The organism is Escherichia sp. WS338, from assembly GCF_046486405.1.
GTDB classification, from domain to species: Bacteria; Pseudomonadota; Gammaproteobacteria; order Enterobacterales; family Enterobacteriaceae; genus Escherichia; species Escherichia coli.
This window is the reverse complement of record NZ_JBJQLL010000076.1, coordinates 1-4,435: the sequence shown is the minus strand read 5'-3', so window position 1 is coordinate 4,435 and position 4,435 is coordinate 1. Positions and strand designations below refer to the sequence as shown.

At 47.7% G+C, this 4,435-nt stretch carries 4 protein-coding genes, 4 tRNA genes and 1 rRNA gene; 1 reads left to right on the top strand and 8 read right to left on the bottom strand.

The genetic code is table 11. The features are described from left to right. The 5 genes from ACJHWT_RS25100 to ACJHWT_RS25080 form a co-directional block, all read right to left on the bottom strand. On the bottom strand, positions 1–321 hold a 321-nt coding region (locus tag ACJHWT_RS25100), incomplete at its 3' end, for a GTP-binding protein (protein ID WP_000031694.1). Between the two features lie 114 nt (positions 322–435). Continuing rightward, positions 436–511 (bottom strand) — tRNA-Thr (locus tag ACJHWT_RS25095). A 6-nt stretch (positions 512–517) separates the two neighbouring features. Continuing rightward, positions 518–592: transfer RNA gene (locus ACJHWT_RS25090), tRNA-Gly, on the bottom strand. Positions 593–708: 116 nt separating this feature from the next. Next, positions 709–793, bottom strand: a tRNA-Tyr gene (locus ACJHWT_RS25085). Positions 794–801: 8 nt separating this feature from the next. Continuing rightward, positions 802–877, bottom strand: a tRNA-Thr gene (locus ACJHWT_RS25080). Positions 878–1,238: 361 nt separating this feature from the next. Between ACJHWT_RS25080 and coaA the strand changes: the two genes are divergently transcribed. Then, the gene (gene coaA, locus ACJHWT_RS25075) at positions 1,239–2,189 is read left to right on the top strand and encodes a type I pantothenate kinase (protein ID WP_000023085.1); all 951 of its coding nucleotides are present in this window, start codon (positions 1,239–1,241) and stop codon (positions 2,187–2,189) included. A gap of 28 nt (positions 2,190–2,217) precedes the next feature. Here the strand turns inward: coaA and birA are convergent, their stop codons facing one another. From birA to rrf, 3 genes are all read right to left on the bottom strand, one after another. After that, on the bottom strand, positions 2,218–3,183 hold the full coding sequence (birA, locus tag ACJHWT_RS25070; RefSeq protein WP_000654618.1) for a bifunctional biotin--[acetyl-CoA-carboxylase] ligase/biotin operon repressor BirA: 966 nt from the start codon (positions 3,181–3,183) through the stop codon (positions 2,218–2,220). Continuing rightward, entirely contained in the window at positions 3,180–4,208 is a 1,029-nt protein-coding gene (gene murB, locus ACJHWT_RS25065; RefSeq protein WP_001016655.1) for a UDP-N-acetylmuramate dehydrogenase, read from the bottom strand. Before murB ends, birA begins: the two co-directional genes overlap by 4 nt. A 136-nt stretch (positions 4,209–4,344) precedes the next feature. Next, positions 4,345–4,435, bottom strand: a 5S ribosomal RNA gene (gene rrf, locus ACJHWT_RS25060); the annotation flags it as partial.

The window sequence follows — 4,435 nt, the reverse complement described above, 5'->3', positions numbered from 1 at the left end:
AGCAACTACCAGGATCGCGCCGTCCATCTGAGCAGCACCGGTGATCATGTTTTTAACATAGTCGGCGTGCCCCGGGCAGTCTACGTGTGCGTAGTGACGGGTCGGGGTGTCGTATTCAACGTGAGAAGTGTTGATGGTGATACCACGAGCTTTTTCTTCCGGCGCGTTATCGATCTGGTCGAATGCGCGAGCAGCACCGCCGTAGGTTTTAGCCAGTACGGTAGTGATTGCAGCGGTCAGCGTTGTTTTACCATGGTCAACGTGGCCGATAGTACCGACGTTAACGTGCGGTTTTGTACGTTCAAACTTTTCTTTAGACATCGATTGTCCCTCTAAGACACGGATAAATCGGTGATATCACCACATCAACCAGGCAACATGCCCGACTTGTTGAATGCAATAAACAGAAGGAAAAAACAGGGAGGAGAAAAGAAGTGGTGCTGATAGGCAGATTCGAACTGCCGACCTCACCCTTACCAAGGGTGCGCTCTACCAACTGAGCTATATCAGCACATCTTGGAGCGGGCAGCGGGAATCGAACCCGCATCATCAGCTTGGAAGGCTGAGGTAATAGCCATTATACGATGCCCGCATCCTGGAACTCGGCTACCTGATTTTCATTCTGCACTGAATATCGAGAGAAGCTCTCTTTATTCGAGCCGGTAAGCGAACTTATCGTCTCGGGCTACGCCATCGCGTGGCCGAAATTGGTGGTGGGGGAAGGATTCGAACCTTCGAAGTCTGTGACGGCAGATTTACAGTCTGCTCCCTTTGGCCGCTCGGGAACCCCACCGGACTTGATGGTGCCGACTACCGGAATCGAACTGGTGACCTACTGATTACAAGTCAGTTGCTCTACCTACTGAGCTAAGTCGGCATCAAGTAGCGCGCATTCTATGGAGACATGCGAGTTCATGCAACTAAAAAATTGCATAATTTGTTTTATTGGTCACATTTTATGCGACGCGATGAAGAAACAGCCGAATGGAGGGCAGATTAGCACACTTTTTCAACATCATTGTGCTCAACAATGCGCTCCTGCTAAACCATAATTCTTTTTATCAGATGGAATATCTGTCACATTGCTTTTCAACGATAGCTTCCTGGGAGAGATTTTTTCTTATTATTCCTCCCCATCTGGTGTTACCCTCCTGCCCATTAACCCATTCAACAGAACTGTGGCGCGCCATGGCAAATATCGCTTTGCCGATAGAGCTATGACCGCCAGAAACATGCTTATGAGTATAAAAGAGCAAACGTTAATGACGCCTTACCTACAGTTTGACCGCAACCAGTGGGCAGCTCTGCGTGATTCCGTACCTATGACGTTATCGGAAGATGAGATCGCCCGTCTCAAAGGTATTAATGAAGATCTCTCGTTAGAAGAAGTTGCCGAGATCTATTTACCTCTATCACGTTTGCTGAACTTCTATATAAGCTCGAATCTGCGCCGTCAGGCAGTTCTGGAACAGTTTCTTGGTACCAACGGGCAACGCATTCCTTACATTATCAGTATTGCTGGTAGTGTCGCGGTGGGGAAAAGTACAACCGCCCGTGTATTGCAGGCGCTATTAAGCCGTTGGCCGGAACATCGTCGTGTTGAACTGATCACTACAGATGGCTTCCTTCACCCTAATCAGGTTCTGAAAGAACGTGGTCTGATGAAGAAGAAAGGCTTCCCGGAATCGTATGATATGCATCGCTTGGTGAAGTTTGTTTCCGATCTCAAATCCGGCGTGCCAAACGTTACAGCACCTGTTTACTCGCATCTTATTTATGATGTGATCCCGGATGGAGATAAAACGGTTGTTCAGCCTGATATTTTAATTCTTGAAGGGTTAAATGTCTTACAGAGCGGGATGGATTATCCACACGATCCACATCATGTATTTGTTTCTGATTTTGTCGATTTTTCGATATATGTTGATGCACCGGAAGACTTACTTCAGACGTGGTATATCAACCGTTTCCTGAAATTCCGCGAAGGGGCTTTTACAGACCCGGATTCCTATTTTCATAACTACGCGAAATTAACTAAAGAAGAAGCGATTAATACTGCCATGACGTTGTGGAAAGAGATCAACTGGCTGAACTTAAAGCAAAATATTCTACCTACTCGCGAGCGCGCCAGTTTAATCCTAACGAAAAGTGCTAATCATGCGGTAGAAGAGGTCAGACTACGCAAATAATTTTCAGGGGAGCTAATGCTCCCCTATCTTATTTTTCCGCACTACGCAGGGATATTTCACCGCCCATCCAGGGTTTTATTATTCCATCCTGCTCAAGCAATAAAGCGCCCTGTTTGTCTATTCCACGTGAAATGCCAAATATTTCTTTATCACCAATGATAAGTTTCACTGGGCGATTAATAAAATTATCCAGCTTTTCCCAGCGCGAAAGATAAGGTGCCAATCCTTCTTGCTCGAAGAGTTCCAGCGCCGCGCGTAATTCACGTATGAGCATGGCCGCCAACGTATTACGATCGAGATTGATTCCCGCTTCCTGCAGCGTGATCCACCCTTGATTAACGACACTCTCTTCAACACGACGCATTGCCATGTTGATCCCGGCTCCAATGACTATTTGCGCCGCATCGCCGGTTTTGCCAGTTAGCTCCACAAGAATGCCTGCCAGCTTGCGATCCTGCAGATAGAGGTCATTAGGCCATTTAACACGAACTTTATCTGCACCCAGCTTGCGTAATACTTCCGCCATCACGATACCGATAACCAGACTTAAACCAATCGCCGCCGCCGGGCCTTGTTCCAGACGCCAGAACATCGACAAATATAAGTTTGCGCCAAAAGGCGAAAACCATTTCCGCCCCCGGCGACCACGGCCAGCCTGCTGGTATTCTGCAACACAGGCATCGCCCGATTTAAGCTCTCCGATACGATCAAGAAGGTACTGATTCGTGGAGTCAATAACGGGCAGCACAGTTACACTACCGCCATCCAGCTGACCCAATATCTGTTCAGCATTAAGTAACTGGATAGGCTCAGGCAGGCTGTATCCTTTACCCGGAACGGTAAAGACATCAACGCCCCAGTCACGCAGTGTCTGAATGTGTTTATTAATAGCCGCCCGGCTCATTCCTAACGTTTCACCCAACTGCTCACCAGAGTGAAATTCGCCATTCGCTAACAGCGCGATTAATTTCAGCGGAACGGTATTATCCTTCATGAAATCGTCTCCACTGCGCTAACTTCACCTGATGCACCAATAAAGCGAACTTCAGGCTCAAGCCAGACATTAAATTTTTCACCCACTTTTTGTCTTACATGATGTGCCAGTTGCACCACATCTTCGCTTTTTGCATTGTCTTCATTAATGAGGACTAACGCCTGTTGACGGTGCACCGCAGCCCCACCCATTTGCATCCCTTTTAGCTGGCACTGATCGATAAGCCAACCTGCTGCCAGTTTTACTGAACCATCCGCCTGGGGATAATTTGGTGCTGTTGGAAATTGTGCCAGTAATGCTTTAGCCGTTTCGGCAGATACAACAGGGTTTTTGAAGAAACTACCGGCATTGCCATTCACTTTTGGATCAGGGAGTTTGGTGGTGCGCATATGACACACCGCATTAAATACTTGCTGTGGCGTTACGGTTGTAGGATCCAGACGAGTTAAGTCACCATACGTTAGTACAGGTTGCCACTCTTTTGGCAGACGCAGACCTACGGCTACAATGGCGAAGCGGTCCTGGTATTCATGTTTAAAAATACTGTCGCGATAGCCAAAACGGCACTCTTTGGCAGTTAAGCGCACTAGCTTGCCTGTCGCCAGTTCAACACAGTCAACATAAGCGCAAACTCGCTGTAATTCTACGCCATAAGCACCAATATTCTGGATAGGTGATGAGCCGACACAACCAGGAATTAATGCCAGATTTTCCAGACCAGGCATACCTTCCTGCAAAGTGTATTTTACCAGGCGATGCCAGTTTTCTCCGGCTCCTACATGTAAATACCACGCATCAGGTTCATCATGAATTTCGATACCTTTAATCCGGTTGATGATCACCGTGCCGCGATAGTCTTCCAGAAAAAGTACATTACTTCCTTCACCCAGAATAAGAACGGGTTGTCCTTCTGCGGTTGCATGCTGCCAGGCATTGAGTAGTTGTTGTTCGTCTTCGGCACATACAATGTGCTGAGCATTATGATCAATGCCAAATGTGTTCCAGGGTTTTAAGGAGTGGTTCATAGCTGCTTTCCTGATGCAAAAACGAGGCTAGTTTACCGTATCTGCGGGGGGATGGCTTGTAGATATGATGACAGGAAGAGTTTGTAGAAACGCAAAAAGGCCCAGTCTTCCGACCGAGCCTTCTGCTTAATTTGATGCCTGGCAGTTCCCTACTCTCGCATGGGGAGACCCCACACTACCATCGGCGCTACGGCGTTTCACTTCTGAGTTCGGCATGGGGTCAGGTG

Coding starts and splice junctions, on each gene's coding strand:
- coaA (WP_000023085.1), top strand. CDS start 1,239: ATGAGTATAAAAGAGCAAACGTTAATGACGCCTTACCTACAGTTTGAC.
- birA (WP_000654618.1), bottom strand. CDS start 3,183: ATGAAGGATAATACCGTTCCGCTGAAATTAATCGCGCTGTTAGCGAAT.
- murB (WP_001016655.1), bottom strand. CDS start 4,208: ATGAACCACTCCTTAAAACCCTGGAACACATTTGGCATTGATCATAAT.